The sequence below is a fragment of the Providencia sp. PROV109 genome (genome assembly GCF_033681625.1).
GTDB classification, from domain to species: domain Bacteria; phylum Pseudomonadota; class Gammaproteobacteria; order Enterobacterales; family Enterobacteriaceae; genus Providencia; species Providencia hangzhouensis.
In genome coordinates this window covers 3,618,352-3,637,653 of sequence record NZ_CP096320.1, presented here as the reverse complement: position 1 = coordinate 3,637,653, position 19,302 = coordinate 3,618,352, and the positions used below count along the sequence as shown (strand labels likewise).

The following is a 19,302-nucleotide window of genomic DNA, read 5'->3' as shown; positions in this document are numbered from 1 at the left end:
GGTGTTCAATAAATGAAAGGTCGCCCTACATTATGTGCTCATGATGTAGGGCATTTGTATTGGAGAGGCTGATGTTTGGAAATCTCGGCAAAACAGGAAAATACCTCGGGCAAGCCGCACGTATGTTAATTGGTATTCCTGATTATGATACTTATGTGCAGCATATGAGTGATAACCATCCAGACAAACCTGTGATGACATATAAAGAATTTTTTCGCGAAAGACAAAATGCACGGTATGGTGGTAGTGGTAAAGGCGGATTTCGCTGCTGTTAATCAATGAAGTGTGAGGGCAATAATGAAACCTATTAGCGTAACAATTTTAACCGGTTTTCTCGGTGCAGGTAAAACGACTCTCCTTAGCCATATTCTTCATGCTGAGCATGGCCATAAAATCGCAGTGATTGAAAATGAGTTCGGTGAAGTCCCCATTGATAACGCAATAATTGGTGATCGTGCGACACAAATTACTACATTAAGTAATGGGTGTATTTGTTGTAGCCGTTCGAATGAATTAGAAAATGCCTTATTAGATCTATTAGATGGCCTTGATAGTGGAAAATTAGACTTTGACCGTCTGCTCATTGAATGCACTGGCATGGCAGATCCCGGGCCGATCACTCAAACCTTTTTTTCCCATGAAGTCCTCTGCGAACGTTATGTATTAGATGGGATTATTACCTTAGTGGATGCTGTTCACGCTGATAAACAATTAAATGATTTCGCCATTGCTCAAGCGCAAATTGGCTATGCAGACCGTATTTTATTGACCAAAACCGATATTGAGCCAAATAATGAAGCTTTAATTGAACGTTTACAACGAATTAATGCAAGGGCGCCGATTTACTCAGTCATTCACGGTGATATTGACCTGAGTATGTTATTAGATATCGACGGTTTTTTATTGGATTCACAATTAAATGTTAAACAACCGACATTCCGTTTCGCCCCTAAACAACAAAATGAAGTAGGCTCGATTGTTCTCGAATTTAATTACCCTGTTGAACTGATGGCGGTTTCTCAGGTAATGGAAGAATTATTACTTGGCTTTGCAGATAATTTACTGCGCTATAAAGGGATCCTTTCCATTGTGAATGAGCCAAAACGCTTATTATTCCAAGGTGTTCAGCGTCTTTATAGTGCGGATTGGGATAGAGACTGGGAAGTTGATGAACAACGCCGCAGTGTATTAGTGTTTATTGGTATTGACCTACCAGAAGAGATGATCCGCGAAAAATTCGCAGCCCTAGAAGTTAATTCAAAATAGAACAATTCAAAAAAAAAGAATTTCAAGAAAAGAAATTCAAAGTCATTAGCGGCGTAGCAAGGCGGCAAAAGAAATAATCCCTAGGAGCATACACAAGTATGTGACTAGGGTTGGCGAATGCAGCCAACAACGCTACGGCGTTAAGGGCGAAGAATTAGCGGCGTAGCAAGGCGGCAAAAAGCCAACCCCTAGGTGCATACAAAATATGTAACTAGGGTTGGCGAATGTAGCTAACAACACTGCGGCGTTAAGGGCGCGCTTTAGCGGCCATAATTTCAATGATCTGCACGTCAGTATGTCTCATAGAACCCGCAGCTAAAGAACATAAATTGGCAATGGACTGGTCGACATCATCAGAAACAATACCATCCGACCCTCTGACACAGCTATTATCTAATGCCATTAGCACGGCTTTATAAGCGGCACTCGCACTGGTTGACACCTTCATTGCACAACTGTTTGATGCACCATCACAAATCATACCACTAACATCACCAATCATACTGGAAATTGCCATTGCGACGACTTCATAGCGGGATTCTAGTAACCAAGCGATGCCTGCAGCAGCCCCCATAGCTGCTGTTGTCGCAGCACATAGTGCCGATAACGCAGGAAGCTGGTTGTGAATATAAATAGCCATTAAGTGTGACAACATTAAGGCTCGAGCCAGTTGCTCTTCAGAAGATTGCAAATAATCTGCAGTGACAACCACCGGCATGGTTGCTGCAATACCTTGGTTACCTGACCCTGAATTACTCATTGCGGGCAACACAGCCCCTCCCATGCGTGCATCAGAAGCCGCGGAGGTACGGATCATAATTTCTGACATTAAGTCTTTTGAAAGCAAACCACGGTCTCGCTGGGTTTGTAATGTTTTGCCGATATGTAAGCCATAAACATTGCGTAAACCTTCTTGAGATAAGGCTTCGTTTAAATGCGCGGCTTCAAGAATAAAACGAATATCCTCTAAAGGCGCTTCGGTGGCAAATTGATACACAGACTTAGCAGTGACTGGCGGTAGTGGGACGTCAGCTGCGCAGTCAACTGGAGATTCATGGTGAGGTTGAGCCGTTGTGGCATCAAATACGGTGTGATTGTTATGAATAATTTTAACAATATTCGTATGTGACCCCGCAATGATGACGGTTGCGGATTCTGTTTGGGTATAGACCGTGGCTTCGGAGTAGATAACATCGTCGCAAGGGTGCTTAATATCAACGGTAATAGCCCCTTGTGCTAACATGGTTTTACTTAATGCAATGGCATCCGCAGATGCTGATTTTAATACTTCCAAACCTGCTTCAGCATCACCGCCAACTGCACCAAGGGCTGCAGCAATGGGTAGACCAACCATTCCTGTTCCGGGTACGGTTACGCCCATACCATTTTTCATGAGGTTAGGGGAAACGAAAGCACAGACTCGGGTCACTTTGCCATCAAGAAATGAAGCCGCTTTGGCGGCAGCATATGCCAATGAAATTGGCTCAGTACAACCTAAGGCAGGCTTTACTTCTTGCTTTACTGCGTTGATAAAATATTGCCAAAGTAGTGGTTGTGATTGAGCATGCATGGCAAGTCCCCTTAATAAAATCTTTTTTGATTTTATTATTTTAAACAACAGTCTGGAGAAAAACTTCACTAAGTTAGGGGATTTAAAGAGAGTGGAGAGAAATATTATCTCTAATTTGAATTATAAAAATGAAAAATTTCTAACTTTGAGCTTAGTCACAAAAGTCCTGCCTATAATATTCGGCAGGACTGAGTGATAACTGCACAGATTAGCTTTCTACATCAAGACGCTTACTTTGCCACTTACGTGAACGCCAGCGCCATGCATTGGTTAAGCCGCGCAACCATTCATCAGCAAAGAAACCTAACCAAATACCTAAGAGGCCCATCTCCATTTTTATGCCTAAGAAGTAGCCTAATGGGATAGCGACGCCCCACATAAAAATAATAGCGGTACACAGAGGAAAGCGAGCATCGCCAGAGGCACGCAAGGCATTTACCATCACGATATTAATTGTTCTGCCGGGCTCTAAGAACACCGAAAGTAAAAATAATGGCAGCAGTACCTTAATAATACCTTGGTCATCAGTAATATTATTTAAGATAGGATCACGGAATAACCAAAAAGCAATGACGACACCAATTGTTACGTAAAAACCCATTTTAAGGCTTTTTACACCGCGCCTAAAGGCATCTTCAAAGCGTTTTGCTCCAACAAGGTGGCCAACCATAATTTCATTACCAATACTGATAGAGATCCCGAACAGCATGATAAACAATGACAATTGGAAATAGAGCGTTTGTGCCGCAAGAGACGTTTCCCCCATGAGACCGATAAACGCAGATGCGGTCATAAAATGGAGGATCCACACAAGATTTTCCCCCGCAGAGGGTAATCCAATATGTAAAATCTTACCCAACATTTTCCGTGACCAGTGTATTAACATCATTGGGACAAATTTAATTCTCAGCCCATAAAATAGTAGGCAGAAAAGTAAAATAACGGCAACAATACGCCCAACGACTGTTGACCAAGCAACGCCTTCAAGGCCGTATTGTGGTAAGCCGAAGAAACCATAAAGCACAATGATATTACCAAATACTGTAATCACATTAGCGATTAATGTGACCCACATTGCGGGTTGCGCTTTACCATAAACCCGCAAGCATGCCGCTAAAATAATTGAAATCGCTTCAGGGATTAAACAAATCCCTAGAATACGTAAATAAGTATAACCATCAGCCATTAAATGCGATGGCATATTCATAATAGTTAGAATGCTATAGCCAAAAAATAACGCAACTAATGCGCTGGAAAAACCAAGAATAAAGTTAAAAGCGATTGAAATATGAATCGCTTGGCTGGCTTTTTCTCGGCGGCCTGCCCCTAGGTATTGGGCTATAACAACGCTACACCCCACACTGATAAAGTTAAAAATAGTGATAAATAGGTCAAACACTTGGTTTCCCACCCCCATAGCAGCAAGGTAGGCTGTAGACACGTGACTAACCATGTAGGTATTAATTAATAATGTGGCCAAATGAAGAAAAATATCGATAAAAATTGGCCAGCTGAGCGAAAAGAGTGACCGCTCAGTCACATCGGATTGATGCATTGAGAACCTTTATATATTCATGAATGATAGGGAAAGCTTTCTGATGGGCTAATTCTACATGGATTTCAACAATGAAAATAGGGTTAAAATGCGTCTGATTTAATTAGGCTAATGTTTTGTTTACTTTTAATTATTCTGTTAAATTCAATTTCGCTATAAATAATTTAATGAGCAACATCAGAACTGTATAGGAGCAAAAATGACAAAAATTAAAGCAGCAATAGTGGGCTACGGTAACATTGGTCGCTATGCACTAGAAGCTGTTCTGGCCGCTGAGGATTTTGAGTTAGTCGGGGTAGTTCGTCGCAATACGCAAGATATTCCTGCTGAGCTTTCTGGATATAAAGTGGTTGATGATATTGAAAAACTTGGGAAAGTTGATGTTGCACTCTTGTGTTCACCAACGCGTGCTATCGGCCCATTAGCAGCTAAAGTTTTGAGCCTCGGTATTAATACGGTTGATAGTTTTGACGTGCATTCAGATATTGTGGCGCTAAAACACAGCTTAGATGACGTTGCGAAACAGCATAATAGCGTGGCGGTTGTTTCTGCCGGATGGGATCCTGGCTCGGATTCGATTATGCGTACATTGATGCTAGCAATGGCACCAAAAGGGGTAACTTATACGAATTTTGGTCCAGGGATGAGTATGGGACACAGTGTGGCCGCTAAAGCTATCAATGGCGTAAAAGATGCCCTTTCTGTCACAATTCCATTAGGAACAGGGGTTCATCGTCGTATGGTTTATGTTGAATTAGACGGAGGCGCTAAGTTCGATGAGGTGGCTCAAGCGATTAAAGCAGACAGCTACTTTTCTTCTGATGAAACACATATTCGTCAGGTGGATAGCATTGATGCATTAAAAGATGTTGGGCACGGTGTGCACATGACTCATAAAGGGGTTTCAGGGGCAACACATAACCAGTTGTTCGAATACTCAATGCGCATTAATAACCCTGCACTGACTTCTCAATTTATGGTTTCTGCCGCACGAGCGACGATGAAACAAGCAGCAGGCGCATATACAGTGATTGAAATTCCACCAGTGAATTTCTTACAAGGTGATTTAGATACGCTGATCGCCAAACTGGTTTAATTAAATTTAATCTATCTGTGGCATGACATTTATTCGTTCATGCCATCTTGTCGATATTTCTTACACTTTACCTCGCTTTGAACCTGCCATTCAGACTTTAGCCACTGTTTATTTTTTGTGTGATCAAGTAGCTTATTAATAAAGTGATATTGGTGAGATGGAGTGAGCTAATGGTAAAACCACCAAGGAATGGGAAAGATAAAAACCAAGGTTTTTTCCCAGAACAATCTTCAGTAAAAAGTGTGAAGGAGAACCCGCATTCTTTCAGTATTATTCGTGCTTTTTCTAAAATAATAAACTACGGTTTTTCATTGTTTTATGTTGGTTTTATTCTATCTGTATGGTTTTTTCCTGAATACTATACGGTAGAAATTATTTATAACCTGACGTTGATCCTGATTTTTGAATTTATTTTAGTTCACTCGGGCGTCTTTATGGCGGTATTTCGTGATTGGCGAGTATTAACGTTATTTGCTCTTTTCTATGGTCTTTTTGCACTGGCCATCAATATGTCAGTATTAGGTGATTCCCCATTAATTTTATATTTATACAGTGCCACTGTTGCCAATCGAATGCTTTTTGGTTTAACCAGCCGAACAGAGCAAGAACGTTCAGAAAATATGGGCTATTCAGCATTAATGGCACTCAATTTTATGTTCTGTATTTTCTCGGTGTTAATTTTATCTTTCCTCGTGCCTTATGGCGGATTAACGCCTGAATATTTAAGGTCGATTGACTATTATTCGAGTATTTCTAGCGGTGGTGAATTCCCGGAGAAACCCCATGTGGCTTTTGCCTTTGGCGTGCTCTACTTTGGTATGCCTATATTTATGGCTTGTCTAACACATTTCTTATGCAAAGGGCATTCTATTTACCAGAAAAAGGGAAGTAACTTTCGTGGCTAGAAAGATAAAAAAACGCCTACCGAAGTAGGCGCCTGGTGTTGGCAAAATATAAAGTAAAAAAACTAACGTGTAATTGATTTAAATTTTTGTGTGGTGGCGGTTAATGCCACTTCTGTTGGTAAACGTTCCATTGAGCTGGCACCATAGAAACCATGGCAATCAGGGCAGTTGGCTAAAATATATTCAGCATCTTCAGGGGTGGCTATTGGGCCACCGTGGCACAGAACAATCACATCTTCGCGTACTGATTTTGCCGCTTTTGCCCATTCATTGATTAGTGGAACGCAATCTTTGAGCGTCAGGGCTGTTTCTGCTCCAATATTACCCCCAGTCGTTAGCCCCATATGTGGCACAATAATGTCGGCACCAGCTTGAGTCATCGCAATGGCATCTTCAGCGCTAAAAACGTAAGGCGTAGTGAGCAAATCTTTCTCATGAGCGAGACGGATCATCTCAACTTCTAACCCATAGCCCATTCCTGTTTCTTCTAAATTGGCGCGGAAATTGCCATCAATTAAGCCGACGGTAGGGAAATTTTGTACTCCTGCAAAACCTGTTGCTTTGATATCATCAAGGAATTTATCGAATTGGCAGAATGGGTCTGTTCCATTCACACCCGCAAGGACAGGAGTATGTTTTACTACGGGTAAAACCTCTTTTGCCATATCCATAACGATTTCATTCGCATTGCCATAGGCTAATAAGCCTGCAAGTGAACCTCTACCTGCCATGCGGTAACGGCCTGAGTTATAGATAACGATTAAATCGATACCGCCCGCTTCTTCACATTTAGCAGATAGCCCTGTTCCTGCGCCACCACCGATGATTGGTTCTCCCCGAGCAATCATGTCTCTAAATTTTTTTAATAAATCTGCGCGGTTATGTTTCATAGTTAACCTCTATTATTTGTTCAAAATTTCCTGGTGAAGCTGAATAACCTGGTCACAAAACTCTGTGGAGTTAATATGATAAGGACTCAAAATAAGTTGTCTTTTCTCTGTTATTATTAAATTTGCTGTTAAAGCATCAATGAAGGCTTGATCTGCGATAGGATCCCAAAATGGAGCACCATCAACATCTAATGCTGAAAAGCCTGCTGTTGGGATGATAAAGCGCACTTCACCATTACAACGATTTAATTTTTCTGCAATCCAACGACCCATTTGCTGATTTTCTTCTTTGGTCGTTCTCATTAAAGTGACTTGAGCGTTGTGATGATAAAATAAGCGATTTTGGTAGTGTTCGGGCACAGTCGAAGGGCGGCCGAAATTCACCATATCGAGAGCTCCACAAGACATCACGCAAGGGGTTTGAGTGCGTTCAATGGCACCAAAACGGTCTTCATCACAAGCTAATACCCCACCAAATAAATAATCACATACTTCGGTGGTTGTAATATCTAAAACAGAATGTAATAACTGGCTATCAATTAGTTTTTCCATGGCTTTGCCACCACTGCCTGTCGCATGGAAGACTAGACAGTCATATTGCGCCTCTAACTCTGTTGTGAGCTGCTGTACGCATGGGGTCGTTACTCCGAACATGGTTAGTGCAATTGCTGGTTTTAAGTCATGCGGTTGTTCTTCGTCGTCAAACCAAACAGCTCCTGCTATTTGATTAGCAGCATTTTTTAATACTTTGCGGGAAATGATATTCAAACCTGATACATCAGTGACGGAGTACATCATCGAAATATCACTCGCGCCGATATAACCAGAAATATCCCCTGATGCCATTGTGGAAACCATTAATTTTGGAATACCTACGGGCAATACTTGCATGGCGGGTGTAATGAGTGCGGTTCCACCCGAACCACCTAAACCAAGAATAGCGGCAACATCTGTTTGTGCGGCAAGATAAAGGCTGAAAGCCTGTGCCATAGCTTCAATGGCTTTACCGCGGTCACCACAGAAAACGGCCTCAGTACCAAGTGGATGAAAACTTGCGACAGTGTGTGCGCTGATATCTGCGTTTTTTTCTAATTGCGTTGGTTGTGTTGTCAGGTCAACAGTACGTACCGCCAATCCGGCGTTTTTGATTAATTCACTAACATAAAATAGTTCAGCACTTTTAGTGTCAAGCGTCGTTACAATATAAATAAAACCCGGATGTTTTTTCATATACAAACCCTTTCAGAGTAAAACGAGCGTTGAATTTTTCATCATAATGAGACTATAGTATCATTATGATTGATTGTAAAATGAGATTGTAGTCTCATTTTTGGTTTATTATGACGTTATTGACTGATAATGTTTTTATCCTATTGATAAAATAGTATAAATTATTATTTATAGACCTGAGCTATTTTGAGTATATTTGGATATTTAAAAGATATAATTGTGATTGTTATGATTTTTGCTATTACTTTTAAATCACCTTTATGAATAATTTCTTTAAATCATCAACCAAGTGCATTTACCTATTCACACTTATATGTTTTCATGAGCTCTAACTCATTTTATAGTAAGTGACAGTATTTTAAGGATAAATTAATGTCTAAAACTAATTCACATTCAGAATACAAAGGGACACGAAAACGAACCTATGTATTGTTGATTAAGACGGCTTTAGATTTATTTGAAAAAGGGGCGATGCCTTCTGTTTCTGAGTTGGCACTTGAGGCGGGAGTTTCTCGTGCGACAGCTTATCGTTATTTTCCGACACAAGCCGATTTAATTACTGCAACGGTTAATGAAAGTTTAGGTCCTATTTTAACTTGGCGCCCGCAAAGTGAGCAAACCGAAGAGCGTATTGACGAGCTATTAACCTATGCTTTTCCACGTATGTTTGAACATGAAGGTGTTTTACGAGCCGCGCTGCAAGTATCATTACAGCAGTGGGCACAGGGGCGAGCAGCTCCACAAAGCATTAAAGATAAGCGTCTAGAACGCGGTAATCGTAAAGAAATTCTTGCAATGGTCACATCGCCAATGAAATCAGAATATCCGCAAGAAATTATTGATAAAGTGATTCGTGCTTTTTCTGTTATTTATGGTTCTGAAATATTTTTAGTACTAAAAGATATTTGGAAAATGGATGATGCACAAGTAACACAATTAGCACAATGGATGTCCAAAGCGGTTATGAACCAAGCTCATGCTGATAACATAAAGAGAAGGAAATAAATTTTTCACTGTACCGTGTCAATCTAAGTTAAAAAGATTTTTTCAGACCAAGTTAAAATAATAAGATCAAAACCTAATAAATAGATAAATGTTGGTGGATATCACTAGGGTGATAAATAAATAAAAACTAAAGCTATATGGCTTAAATAATATGATATAAATTAGGGATATAAAAAGACTTAATGGTTAATACCATATGAAGAAATTATTAAAAATGATAGGTGGGATTTCCATCTGTGCTTTAATCGGTGGCGGGCTTACTTACCTAGGAGTTCCCCTTGCATTGATGTTTGGCCCGATCATTGCCATTATCATTTTTCATCGTTTTGGTATTTCCTTCGCAATTCCTAAACACACCATTAGTTTTGTTCAAGTCACGTTGGGAACCTCTGTGGGCTTGATGTTCAATCAAGTATCTCTTAATGAAGCGGACAATTTATTTCTTTTATTATTGATGTTGGTTGTTTGTTTGGCTGTGCAATTTTCGTTTAGTTTTTTTTGGTTTTACCGGAAAGTCGGTTGGACAAAACAAGAGGCAATGCTTGGCTCTGTACCCGGTGCTATGGCGGCAATCCTCGCATTAACAGACCACACCCATACACCGCCTCAGAAAATTGTTATTTCCCATACAATTCGCTTAATTATTCTTATCTTATTAGCAGGAATTGTTGTTGGCAGTGATGGTGACCCACAACCGATAATAGAATTGCCAGAATTGACATTAATTTCAACGGGATGGCTACTGCTTATTATTGCTGTTGGGGTGATTTCAGGGGCCATTTTACAGCGTTTAAAAGTTCCTGCGCCTTTTATGTTGACGTCATTAGCGGCGGCAACACTCATTCAAGGTTGGGCTGATATCCCATTGAATTTTCCACTGATGTTGACTGAACTTAGTATGGTATTGATTGGGATGAACATTGGTAACCATTTCATTGTGTTCCCACTTTCCTCGTTGATTAAAAATATATACTCTTCAGCTCAAGTCGTGGTGGTTAATATCGTGCTGACTTTTCTTATCACGGTATTTGCATCTTGGATTACAGGCTATGATATTTCGGTGTTACTGTTAGCTTGGGCCCCAGGAAGTATGGAAGCGATGACATTCGCAGCAATTACCATGAATTTAGATGCAGGCTTTGTTATGTCAAACCATATTATCAGGATGGTAATTATTCAAAGTATTCCATCGATAGCTTTGTTTTGGCAAGAAAGAAGGCAGAAAAGAAAGAATAATTTAGAGTAAAGAAAGAAAACATGCAGGCGATATTTTGGCATGTTTTCTTGATGGGCTTTCTTATCAGCTTACTTGACGTAAGCAAAGAGGCCAAGAGAATCCCGTGCAAGGGACTGGCATTTAAACTCAGTGGTGAGTGGTATCCCTTTTAGGTCACTATAACTTTCTTTGTTAAGGGCGGTCATTTTTTCCGCATTATAGTTGCTAAGGTCCCATTTGTTACTTTTAGCAAAGTAAACAATGGCACGTTCAATTTCTCTATCTGGGATTTGTGAATACCCGCAATCATATTTTAGATAAATAAAAACAGCCGTGAGATCAGCAAGATCTTCAGCTTCGTTGTTGGAAAGGGCTCTGGCAGAATTGGTTATCCCTAACAGAGTCATTAAGCATGACATCAATATAAATTTGCGCATTCGTTATTCTATCTGTTTTCTATGTCAAGTTACGTTAGCATAAGAATAGAATTGTTAGTCAACTATATTTTTCTTAAATCCATGTAATAAACCCACATTTTTAGAGTGGCTTTATTGACCTTCCTGTAAGGGGAAGCTTTATCATACCTCCATTAAACCATGTTTTGCTTCGAAAGTGTAATTTGTCATAAATTACACCACTGATGATTATCGATTTGATAAATAAAAGGAAGGTTATCAATGCTACGTCGCGATTTTCTTAAGTTAAGTGCTATCACATATGCTGCAAGTGCGCTGCCTATTTGGAGCCGCATCGCGGTAGCAGCAGGAAATTATCCAACATTAGCGATTCCACCCTTATTGGAGCCTGATGCGCAAGGCAACATTCAGGTCGTTATTCAGCAGGGCGTTTCGCAATTTGTTCCAGGAAAGCAAACGACGACATGGGGTTATAACGGTAATTTATTAGGCCCTGCAATTAGTTTGAAAAATGGACAAAATGTTAATATCAATATTATTAACAAACTGGCAGAAGACACCACGGTTCATTGGCACGGTTTAGAGATTTCAGGTGAGCAAGATGGCGGCCCTCAAGCGATAATCCAACCAGATACAAGCCGTAAAGTGAATTTTACGGTAAATCAAAGCGAAGCGACATGTTGGTTCCATCCTCATACTCATGGAAAAACCGGTTACCAAGTGGCGATGGGGTTAGCTGGTCTTGTATTAATTAAAGATGATGACAGCACAAAACACGGCTTACCAAGCGATTGGGGTGTTGATGATATTCCTGTCATTTTGCAAGACAAACGCTTAAAAGATGATGGGCAAATTGATTACCAGCTTGATGTGATGAGTGCGGCTGTGGGGTGGTTCGGTGACATCATGCTAACGAATGGTGCTGTTTATCCTAAACATGTTGCCCCGAAAGGTTGGCTGCGCTTAAGGTTATTGAATGGCTGTAATGCTAGAAGTTTAAATATTTCCACCAGTGATGGACGTAAAATGTATGTCGTTGCGAGTGATGGTGGTTTATTAGCCGAGCCGATTGCGGTAACAGAATTACCTATCTTGATGGGAGAGCGTTTTGAAGTATTAATTGATGCCTCCGATGGTCGTGCATTCGATTTGGTAACTCTACCTGTCGGGCAAATGGGTATGACGATCGCACCATTTGACCAGCCTTTGCCAGTACTGCGTATTGAAACAACGTTGACGAAGGGAGAAGGTGACTTACCATCAACACTTGCAGCAATGTCTGCTATTCCTTCTCTTGCTGGCTTAAATCGCCGTCGTTTCCACTTAATGATGGATATGCGTTTGGACATGCAAGGCATGATGATGTTACGTGAAAAATATGGCGACCAAGCCATGGGTAACATGGGCGGTCATGGTGCAATGATGGGGAATATGAACCACGGTAACATGAATGCAGGTAATATGAACCATGGAAATATGAATCATGGAAATATGAATGGCAAAATGGGAAGTGGCGGCCACTGTGGTACAGGTTCTGATGGTTTGGATATTCATAGTGCGAATACTATAAATGGGCAAGTTTTCTCAATGACGCATCCCGCATTCAATGCCCCTATGAATCAGCAAGAAATTTGGGTCGTTTCAGGGCGTGGCGATATGATGTTGCACCCATTCCACGTCCATGGCACACGTTTTCGTATCCTAAAAGAAAACGGCCAAGCCGTAGCACCTCATCGCCAAGGGTGGAAAGATATTGTTAAAGTGGAAGGGCAGGTGAGTGAAATTTTAGTCGAGTTTAAACACCCTGCAACTCAACAGCACCCTTATATGGCCCATTGCCATCTTTTGGAGCATGAAGATACAGGAATGATGTTGGGCTTCACTGTCAGTTAACAGCATTATTTATTTTCAGAGAAAATGCAGTGTGAAATTTTAGCACTGTATTTTCCTTTATTAGTATATGCGTGCTGCCTATGTTAAAATTACGTGCTTTCCATTCCCATAGATGCGTAATAGAAGATGAAACATACCCTTGAAGTGATGATCTCTGAAGAAGAGATTGCTCAACGAATTAGTGAATTAGCTGATAAAATTAGTGCTCATTATCAAAAGCTTGATGGTGAATTAGTCCTTGTTGGCTTGCTGAAAGGTTCATTTATTTTTATGGCTGATTTATGCCGTAAGATTGATGTTCCTCATGAAGTCGATTTTATGACTGTTTCAAGTTATGGCAATGCGATGACATCGAGCCGTGATGTTAAAATTGTCAAAGATTTGGACGAAGATATCCGTGATAAACACGTATTAATCGTTGAAGATATTATCGACTCTGGTAATACTTTAAATAAAGTTCGTGAAATTTTCGAATTACGTGGCCCTAAATCTGTCGCTATTTGTACATTACTGGATAAACCTTCACGTCGCGAAGTGCAGGTTCCTGTTGAGTGGATTGGTTATTCTATTGAAGACAAATTTGTGGTGGGTTACGGTATCGACTACGCTCAACAATATCGTCATCTGCCTTATATTGGTCATGTAACGTTACTTGAAGATTAATATTTGGTGACCTTATAAAGAAGAGCCGCGTTTAGCGGTCCTTCTTACTGTAGCTAGATAGTATAGGTTAGCAGTATACTGAGCGCCACAGTAGGGCGCTTTTCCTACTTTGCAATTTATTATTCGTAAGTCACTTCTACGTCCATAGTCGCATTGGCTTTACCTGGAAGAATCGTTTTTTCCATTTGTATATAATACGAGTTAAAGTATATCGATAGTTTTCCGTCAACATTTGACGGGGAAACCAAAGTACCACGGCCACCTATTCCCATCCTATACCACAGCGTTCGGTCATTACTGTATTCTATTCTTATTCCAACACCTCTGGCTCTATCAGAAGAGTTATCTATATCTAGAACTGTGTTAGAACCTGAATATTGACGTCCTTGAAGAGCAATATTAATTTTAGTGTCTTTATCGCAATCAAAATCAATCTGCCATCTCACATCTTTGCTTTGCGTGTTGACACCACTACCAAAGCCAGACTGGCCAATAGTATAATCACCAAGATGAACATTTTGTATTCTTGATGATTGGACGGAGCAAGTATTAGAAGATACTCGTCCTGTAATATTAAAAACGGCATCATAACCGAATGATTTAAAAGAAAATAATGATGTCATTATTACAAAGCAATGAATTGCATATTGAGTTTTTTTATTCATTGCTTCCCCTTAATTATTTCGTACAACGAATGTAATAGAGGCATTTGCCGTACCTGGTGTTGCGCTATTTGCTAATTGCTTATAGCGCGCACGCAATTGAACTGTATTAGTTCCTGAGGCTGTCCCAGCCGCACTAATTAATGTGCTGACTTCATTTGCATTTTTTGCTTCCCAACGTTTGCGCTCAGGCGAATAAGCTTCAACTTGAATTGCCATTCCGCTCGCTGAACCTTCAGTCTGATCCAACTCAAATAGCTTTCTATCTAGCGCAGCAGGAGTTCCTTCTAAGGCGCCACTCACTTGTCGATTTACTGTTGAACAATTAAAAACCAAATCAAATTCCACCCAATCCGTCACTGAGTTACGAGGGAAGTTGCTTCCATCACCTTCTAAAAACCACATTCCTAAATCAACACCTTGCGCAGCAGAAGATATGCTACACGTTTCACCTTTAATCGAACCTGTGAAATTCACCTTGATATAGGCATCCACAGCCATCACATTCATTGGCATTAGAGATATAAAAAACAGTACAAATAGATTTAAATTATGTTTCATAAATAATGACCCTTGATTATTTATACACAAGGGTAACCGTAACCTGTGCATTACCATGAGTTGCCTTCACTTCATTTGATGTTTTGACATATCTGAATTCAAATGTTTTTGTGACAATGGGGCTCAGACTTGCTTTATCCAGCAAGGAATAGACATAATTGTTGGATAAGGTACGGTCTCCTCCTAATTTCAATGGGGAAGATTGACCCGCTTCGTATACTCGCACCGCAAACCCAGGGTTTTCGCTTTCATTTTCTAAATAAATAATATCTGTATTTATATTACTTGGATGCAAGTTATCAGCTACGGTGTAGGCTACAGACATGATGGCAGGGCAGTTAATCGTAATCGACTGTTGAGCATGGCCAAAGGTATCTCCTATATTTAACGAGCGAACTTTAGCGATGTCATGGACGCCGAGGTCGACCGATTGTCGAACTGATGAAACTGCACAAGTACGTTGTGCCCATGAAATCAATGTTGATGCAGGCAATATTTCCCCTACTGATGAGATCCAATTCATATCACCACTGCATTGCACTTTGACTGGATTAAAATGTGTAACAGCTTTATCCGTTCCTTCAATATCTCCTTGAACGGTTTTGACATACATCATTCGTGTTTCAAGTTGTAGCGATGATGAGCCATCAATGGCACTAATTTCGCTATTATTTCCTGTTAATGGATACCATTGGCTCGTTCCTTTTTGCCTTAATGCCATGACATAACCCACGCCATTAATGCCAGTGCTAAAAACGGGGTAACTCCCTGATCCATCATTAATCACCATTCCTACGGGTTGGCTATTTACTTGAGGAGTAAAATTAAAGTTTCCCGGCCCTTCAGCAACACATAATTCTTGATTCCCTGTAGATTCAAATTGCTTCCAGCCATTACCCAATATCGCTTCACGGGGAAGTTTATGAGCTGCCGTATCAATTTCTAAATCCCCTAAATTGATACGAAACTGCCCGACACTGAGCGCGTTAAATGAAAACAAGGTAATACCAACCAAAGCAATAATTTGTTTTATATTCATATTCAAAACCTATTTTATTGGCAGTTGACGGGCAATATGGGTAAATGATGCTTCAAGTGTTCAGCGGTTAATTTATATTCGGCAATACACTGATCTTCTTGGTTTTTACCCCATTTAATTTGTAGCCGCCCTTGCTCTGGCATCCCACTGAGATACACATCACCATTATCACCGACAATACCTGAGCTCATATTTTGGTCATCACTTTGAGCGAATTGGGCCATTGCACCGAAAGGCACTGGTTTTCCATTATGAGTAACATTAAATAATAATCGGTAACCGACATGAGTTTGGTAGCTTGCCAAAATTGCGGCGCCTTTTGTTGGTACCGCATTAACTGTATTGGTTTTTAATTCAACATTTTCAGGTAAAGAGTCAATGTTGAGGGATATTTCATTTTTAGTATAAGGGTTGAGATAAGGCACAATTGCGTAACCTCGAGAATCGGTTGAAATATTAGCTCGATTTAAAACTTGCACATTTTCCGCCCCCGGAGCTCGAATAATCGCGAAAGAATCATAGATAGGCTGGGCTAAAGTGATACCATATGGATGAGCAACAATCGCCCCTGTTAAACCATAGTTTGCTCGCTGTGAATATCTATCATAGCCATAGGCCGCATTAGCAACACCGTAACTTCCTCGATAAGATGCCGAGGCATTTCCACTACCACGAGTTTCTTTATTTCCATATGACTGCTGAACAGCGTAATTAATATTATTTTTTTCGCCAAGAGTACCACTTACTCCCATCATTGCGTCTGCATTGCCGCTGTTATCCGCTGTAATACTACTATTTATCGATGTGTAATTGCCGGATGTATTATTAAGTGGAATAGAAACTGAAAAAGAGAAGTAATTATCAGCTTTACGTTGATAAGCACTATCAGAATAACTGTAATTAAAGTTATAAGTGATCCCATCAAAGCTTTTGTTATAACCTGCATTTAATGAGCGTTCTTTACCCGAACGGTTCCAATAATCTTGCTGATAACTAGAAAAATAAATATTACCGAATTCATTTAGTGACTGATTTAGTGAGATTTGAAAGCGATTTTTTTTATTATCGCGATATATTTTAGGTTGATTACTGTTAGCTTCACTGAATGAATAAAAACCTTCCGTTGAGTAACGATAGTTAGCTAAAGTTACAGATGTACCAGTCGAGGTCACGTTTTTGGAGTATTGAAAACGATATGACTGCCCACTGTCGGTATCTTCTTTCCCTAATAAATTTTGGCTATTTGCTTGTGTAACATCAGCCGATAGTGCTCCCAAACTACCTAAATTAATTCCCATTCCTATCGCATAAGATTGGTAATTTTTTGATAGTAAAGTTCCAACATACCCAGTAATACCTTTTGGTAACCCATAAATAAAAGTACTTTGCAGGAAATCAGGTTCTACTTCACCGGAGGCATTAGATTTATATTTTCCCCCCGTTAATGAATACTTGAGTTGCCCTTCTCGCTGCATAATAGCAATTGATGAGAACGGAACAGTAAATGAGCGTTCAGAACCATCCGCTTCTTTAATTATAACGGTTAAGTCACCGCTAGTCCCTGTTGGGTATAAATCATCAATTTCAAATGCACCTGGAGAGACATAGGATTGATAAATAACATAGTTATTTTGTTTAATCGTAACTTCTGCGTTACTTTGAGCTATTCCCCTAATAATGGGAGCAAAACCTCTCATTGAACTAGGTAGCATGGATTCATCACTTTGTAATTGAATACCACGGAATTGAAAACCATCAAAAATCTCACTTGGTGTCGCGGTGTCACCAATCACTAATTGAGATTTTAAGAAATTAATCCCTCTTTCTAAGCTAGTCTCAATGTTTTTCCATTCGCGTTCTCCACTATTATCCGTATAAGTCGAATAGTTTTTTAAACGCCATGGGCCTAGATTTCCAGTGCTACGAAGGTTGAAATAATGAGAGTTTGTATCTTTGGCGTTATTACGACTCCAATTGTTTGAACCACTATAATAATAATTTAAGATTAAAGCAGGAACACCATTTTCCCATTGACTAGCGGGAACAGTACCTAATGCTTGTTTATTCATAGCAATTTGAGGTATTGAGATATTCAGCTTCTGTTGATTCAATTCAAGCGTAGATTTTGCCTCGGGTATATATTCGCCTATTGGGCCTATATATTGCCCAGCAGAAAGTGCAGCCAATGCTGGAATAGAATTAACTTTAACTCCCCAAAGTGCTAATTCTTCTTTTGTTATGCGTGGAATTAATTGGCTTGATTTATCATCCTTAACAAATTCGATAACCTTAGAATCCATTAAAATACCATTTACGATAATATCGACATGATATTCTCCCGCTAACTGGCCTCCAGGGTTAGCAAACTGGTCTAAATTAGGTAGATCTGCAATATTTTGGCCATCAATGACGCTGAGTGAGCTAGGACTAAAATAATCTTCCGCAGATACATGACTAATGCTTATTCCAGCCAAAATTATTGCAGTTACTACCTGACATATTTTTTTTAATCGAAAATAAGTTACCCCATTATGCAAATCGGTTATCGCGTCATAATGACGATTTAATGGATGTTGCTTTCTTGAAATGCAGCGCATAATGAATGTTCTTCCAACTGATTATTTTAATGTCTGAGTTTTCGCTTTCGTTATCGTTCCATGGTCATTAATTGCACTCCAAGTAACTTGGTTTGCTTGAGTTCCCGAAATATTCCATGACGCTTCGCCCAGAGGAGGGACCATGCCTGGTTCTGCAATTTCTTTATTACCAACCTTCAACTCCCCGAATGAAACATAATAAGGCGTTGGATTATTTGCTTTTAAATAGCTTCCTTGTTTTTTAAAGGTTAATTTTTCATACGCAATTAATGCTTCTGCTGTTGGTAAATCTGCAGGGCGATAAAATAATTTAATCTTGTTATTAATTGAAATCGTTAAATTATTTGTTGCATTTGGGTCAGATGGTGGAATTGATTTAACATTTAGCCAATAAACTGATTCTTTATCAGAGGGTAACTGAGAATCTGTTAAAACAATTCGAATAGCATTGGCTGATTCAGGTTCAATGCGAAAAAGTGGAGGAGTTACAGTAAACGGTACTTTTTGCTTATCATTATTATTAAAATTATTTACCCAAGATTGTACAAGATAAGGTGTTTTGTCATCATTTCTCACTGAAATTGAAGCTTCTTTCTTATTGCCTTCATAAATAACACGAGTGCCACCTAAAATAACACTGGCGTTTGCATTAAGAGTCGTCATAAATAAAAGCGCTAATGAAATGAGATGCTTTTTCAAAATTTTCCCCTATAAAAAGAGGGAACGAATGTTCCCTTA

18 protein-coding genes are annotated in these 19,302 nt (G+C 39.8%); 8 read left to right on the top strand and 10 right to left on the bottom strand.

Going from position 1 to position 19,302, the window contains the following annotated elements; all coding sequences use genetic code 11:
• The first annotated feature begins 71 nt into the window (after positions 1 to 71).
• Both M1F25_RS16845 and yjiA read left to right on the top strand, forming a co-directional pair.
• A complete protein-coding gene (locus M1F25_RS16845; RefSeq protein ID WP_112307183.1) occupies positions 72 to 275 on the top strand; it encodes a YbdD/YjiX family protein in 204 nt (67 codons plus the stop codon).
• 22 nt (positions 276 to 297) lie between these two features.
• Entirely contained in the window at positions 298 to 1,266 is a 969-nt protein-coding gene (yjiA, locus tag M1F25_RS16840; protein WP_181488499.1) for a GTPase, read from the top strand.
• 247 nt (positions 1,267 to 1,513) lie between these two features.
• On the opposite strand, the gene M1F25_RS16835 is transcribed toward yjiA, so the two are convergent.
• On the bottom strand, positions 1,514 to 2,836 hold the full coding sequence (locus tag M1F25_RS16835) for a serine dehydratase subunit alpha family protein (RefSeq protein ID WP_136133971.1): 1,323 nt from the start codon (positions 2,834 to 2,836) through the stop codon (positions 1,514 to 1,516).
• A gap of 208 nt (positions 2,837 to 3,044) precedes the next feature.
• Positions 3,045 to 4,391 carry an MATE family efflux transporter gene (locus tag M1F25_RS16830; RefSeq protein WP_004260574.1) on the bottom strand — a complete coding sequence of 449 codons (1,347 nt, stop codon included), beginning with the start codon at positions 4,389 to 4,391 and terminating at the stop codon, positions 3,045 to 3,047.
• Between the two features lie 199 nt (positions 4,392 to 4,590).
• Here M1F25_RS16830 and M1F25_RS16825 point away from each other — a divergent pair, with 199 nt between their 5' ends.
• Complete coding sequence (locus tag M1F25_RS16825; RefSeq protein ID WP_136133972.1) at positions 4,591 to 5,487, top strand: diaminopimelate dehydrogenase; 897 nt, start codon at positions 4,591 to 4,593, stop codon at positions 5,485 to 5,487.
• A 170-nt stretch (positions 5,488 to 5,657) separates the two neighbouring features.
• The gene (locus M1F25_RS16820) at positions 5,658 to 6,392 is read left to right on the top strand and encodes a hypothetical protein (RefSeq protein ID WP_004260570.1); all 735 of its coding nucleotides are present in this window, start codon (positions 5,658 to 5,660) and stop codon (positions 6,390 to 6,392) included.
• A 62-nt stretch (positions 6,393 to 6,454) separates the two neighbouring features.
• On the opposite strand, the gene M1F25_RS16815 is transcribed toward M1F25_RS16820, so the two are convergent.
• Both M1F25_RS16815 and M1F25_RS16810 read right to left on the bottom strand, forming a co-directional pair.
• Positions 6,455 to 7,282 (bottom strand): phosphoenolpyruvate hydrolase family protein, encoded by an 828-nt coding sequence (locus tag M1F25_RS16815; protein ID WP_110592269.1) that lies wholly within the window; start codon positions 7,280 to 7,282, stop codon positions 6,455 to 6,457.
• A gap of 12 nt (positions 7,283 to 7,294) precedes the next feature.
• Positions 7,295 to 8,512, bottom strand: a complete 1,218-nt coding sequence (locus tag M1F25_RS16810) for a Tm-1-like ATP-binding domain-containing protein (RefSeq protein ID WP_110592268.1) — start codon at positions 8,510 to 8,512, stop codon at positions 7,295 to 7,297.
• 372 nt (positions 8,513 to 8,884) lie between these two features.
• Between M1F25_RS16810 and M1F25_RS16805 the strand changes: the two genes are divergently transcribed.
• Together M1F25_RS16805 and M1F25_RS16800 are read left to right on the top strand one after the other, a co-directional pair.
• On the top strand, positions 8,885 to 9,517 hold the full coding sequence (locus M1F25_RS16805; RefSeq protein ID WP_004260563.1) for a TetR/AcrR family transcriptional regulator: 633 nt from the start codon (positions 8,885 to 8,887) through the stop codon (positions 9,515 to 9,517).
• 196 nt (positions 9,518 to 9,713) lie between these two features.
• Positions 9,714 to 10,763, top strand: coding sequence for an AbrB family transcriptional regulator (locus M1F25_RS16800; RefSeq protein ID WP_110592266.1), 1,050 nt, complete (start codon positions 9,714 to 9,716; stop codon positions 10,761 to 10,763).
• A 59-nt stretch (positions 10,764 to 10,822) separates the two neighbouring features.
• Here M1F25_RS16800 and M1F25_RS16795 read toward each other — a convergent pair whose 3' ends face one another.
• Positions 10,823 to 11,170: a YacC family pilotin-like protein gene (locus tag M1F25_RS16795; protein ID WP_096863287.1), complete on the bottom strand. Its 348-nt coding sequence runs from the start codon at positions 11,168 to 11,170 to the stop codon at positions 10,823 to 10,825.
• 240 nt (positions 11,171 to 11,410) lie between these two features.
• Here M1F25_RS16795 and cueO point away from each other — a divergent pair, with 240 nt between their 5' ends.
• Together cueO and hpt are read left to right on the top strand one after the other, a co-directional pair.
• Entirely contained in the window at positions 11,411 to 13,042 is a 1,632-nt protein-coding gene (gene cueO, locus M1F25_RS16790) for a multicopper oxidase CueO (RefSeq protein WP_181488497.1), read from the top strand.
• 126 nt (positions 13,043 to 13,168) lie between these two features.
• The gene (gene hpt / locus M1F25_RS16785) at positions 13,169 to 13,705 is read left to right on the top strand and encodes a hypoxanthine phosphoribosyltransferase (RefSeq protein WP_125891608.1); all 537 of its coding nucleotides are present in this window, start codon (positions 13,169 to 13,171) and stop codon (positions 13,703 to 13,705) included.
• A gap of 119 nt (positions 13,706 to 13,824) precedes the next feature.
• On the opposite strand, the gene M1F25_RS16780 is transcribed toward hpt, so the two are convergent.
• The 5 genes from M1F25_RS16780 to M1F25_RS16760 are packed head-to-tail and all read right to left on the bottom strand — an operon-like array spanning position 13,825 to position 19,263.
• Positions 13,825 to 14,370: a fimbrial protein gene (locus tag M1F25_RS16780; protein ID WP_004260545.1), complete on the bottom strand. Its 546-nt coding sequence runs from the start codon at positions 14,368 to 14,370 to the stop codon at positions 13,825 to 13,827.
• Positions 14,371 to 14,379: 9 nt separating this feature from the next.
• Positions 14,380 to 14,928, bottom strand: coding sequence for a fimbrial protein (locus M1F25_RS16775; protein WP_161595396.1), 549 nt, complete (start codon positions 14,926 to 14,928; stop codon positions 14,380 to 14,382).
• A gap of 16 nt (positions 14,929 to 14,944) precedes the next feature.
• The gene (locus M1F25_RS16770) at positions 14,945 to 15,967 is read right to left on the bottom strand and encodes a fimbrial protein (RefSeq protein ID WP_181488495.1); all 1,023 of its coding nucleotides are present in this window, start codon (positions 15,965 to 15,967) and stop codon (positions 14,945 to 14,947) included.
• A 14-nt stretch (positions 15,968 to 15,981) separates the two neighbouring features.
• Positions 15,982 to 18,564 carry a fimbria/pilus outer membrane usher protein gene (locus M1F25_RS16765; protein WP_181488493.1) on the bottom strand — a complete coding sequence of 861 codons (2,583 nt, stop codon included), beginning with the start codon at positions 18,562 to 18,564 and terminating at the stop codon, positions 15,982 to 15,984.
• 21 nt (positions 18,565 to 18,585) lie between these two features.
• Positions 18,586 to 19,263 carry a molecular chaperone gene (locus tag M1F25_RS16760; RefSeq protein WP_165880068.1) on the bottom strand — a complete coding sequence of 226 codons (678 nt, stop codon included), beginning with the start codon at positions 19,261 to 19,263 and terminating at the stop codon, positions 18,586 to 18,588.
• Positions 19,264 to 19,302: the final 39 nt, after the last annotated feature.